Source organism: Dielma fastidiosa (assembly GCF_000313565.1).
Classification (GTDB): Bacteria; Bacillota_I; Bacilli_A; order Erysipelotrichales; family Erysipelotrichaceae; genus Dielma; species Dielma fastidiosa.
The window spans coordinates 1-1,785 of record NZ_HE578938.1 but is presented as its reverse complement, the minus strand read 5'-3'; the positions used below and the strand labels follow the sequence as shown (position 1 = coordinate 1,785).

At 33.7% G+C, this 1,785-nt stretch carries 1 protein-coding gene; it reads right to left on the bottom strand.

What is annotated here, in order from left to right; genetic code table 11:
• Positions 1-1,785: UFD2 family protein (locus tag DAHG_RS21510; RefSeq protein ID WP_034457596.1), on the bottom strand; the 1,785-nt coding region annotated here is incomplete at both ends.

Here is a 1,785-nt window from a genome sequence, read left to right as displayed (position 1 = left end):
TAAGAAGGGCTCATGTAAACGCCGTAAGAATTGATCCAGCAACCATCTACAGATTGGTTCGTAACCATCTTACCAGCATTGTCTAAGTAGTACCAGCGACCGCCGTCAGTAGCCAACCAAGTATTTCTCAGCATCTTACCGTCTTTGATCATATACCAGTCAGCACCAGAAGCAACCCATTTGTAAGCAGCAGGAGTACCGTCTTCATTATTGTAACCCCAGTTACCGTTACCCATGTCATACCATCCAGCAACATTAGTTGTACCTAAGTTATCGAATGCTTCACGTAAGTTAGTGATTTTAGCTTCAGCGGCTCTAACTTCCTTTTCTTGACCTGCTGTTAAATTATGAACATAGTCACCCTTTGAAACAGAAGTCAATTCAAATATTGCATCTTCAGCAGCTTCTAACAATGCTTTATCTGTTGTTTTGATATTTGCTGGAGTTAATTTTGCAATATCTGTTGTAACAGCTTTTAATGCTGTTGCTACTTCTTCCATATGAGAAACTAAATCGTCATAATAACGTGTACCTTCTTTTTTATCACTAATTGTGAACAGTCCAAATTTATTAGAAGCAATTTCTACACTCTTATCGCTAGGTGCAACATATTTCAACATCTTAGCAAGATCACTATCAGTTACATAAGCAGATTTTTCTGATTTCTCAACATAAGTAGAACCTACTTTTTTAGAATCTAATGCTAAGATTACATCAATGACATTTTCCTTGTAATCTTTAATGATTGCAAACATTTCGTCTGTCATATTTTCTAAGACAAAATCAAAATCAATATCTTCATTAGTTAACCACGCACTCAAAGAAATTTTTGTTGTTGATCCAGGATATTTAGCCTTATCTTTAGTAAGAGCTGTAGTGTATTCGTTTTTTGCATCTAAAGCTTCTTTTACATCAGCAATATTATCATAACCTGTAGTAAATTGCTCTAATAGTTCAACAACAGAATCTTCTTCTTTAAAAACTTCGTAATTTTCTTTTGTCAAGTTAGAGTATTTTACTTTATTATATGCTGTTGTAGCATAAGTACCATTTTTAATTCCTTTTACAACTGTATCAACACTAGATTTAGTAATACCTATTTCTCCTTGATAATCTACAAAGTTATCATATAGTTTTTCTAAATCTGTTAAATACTTATCTAATGTTTCACCAAAGTTATCAGCTTGGAAATTGCTAATCGCTTCTAATAATTGCTCTTTTGCGGTTGAATATTCTTCTGCTGAATAAACTTTATCATCTGTTCCATCAATTGGATTTTCAGGCAAATTACCTTCATATTTTTCATACTTATCAATATCTTTTTTTAGTGTTAATGCGGCATTATATCCAGTAATAGTAAGCATTTCTTCTTCTTTGTCATAATTTGCCCCATTCATTAAAGCATTAATGTCTGCTACTAAAGACTCATCCTTACTTTCTGTATTCTCTACATAAGCCATCCTAGTAAGTGCATTAGCTAATCCTAAAACATAGTCAGCAGTATTATACGAATCACCTTTATAAGTTACTAAATTTGCAACTTTAGTAAAATCTGCTTTAAGAGTAGACTCAACTTCAATACCTGTTCCTGTAGTAAACTTTACAATTTCGACTTCTTCATCAGGAGTAGCTCCTCCAAACTTGATTTTGTCACCAATTTGTAAGTTTTCTAAACTAAGTCCTGCATCAGCTAAAGCATCATTAAACTTGCCAATAAAGTTTTCGGCTGTTGTAGTTGTTTCTGTTGGCATTTGTGTAGTATAGGCCAGCACCGGAGCAGCATTG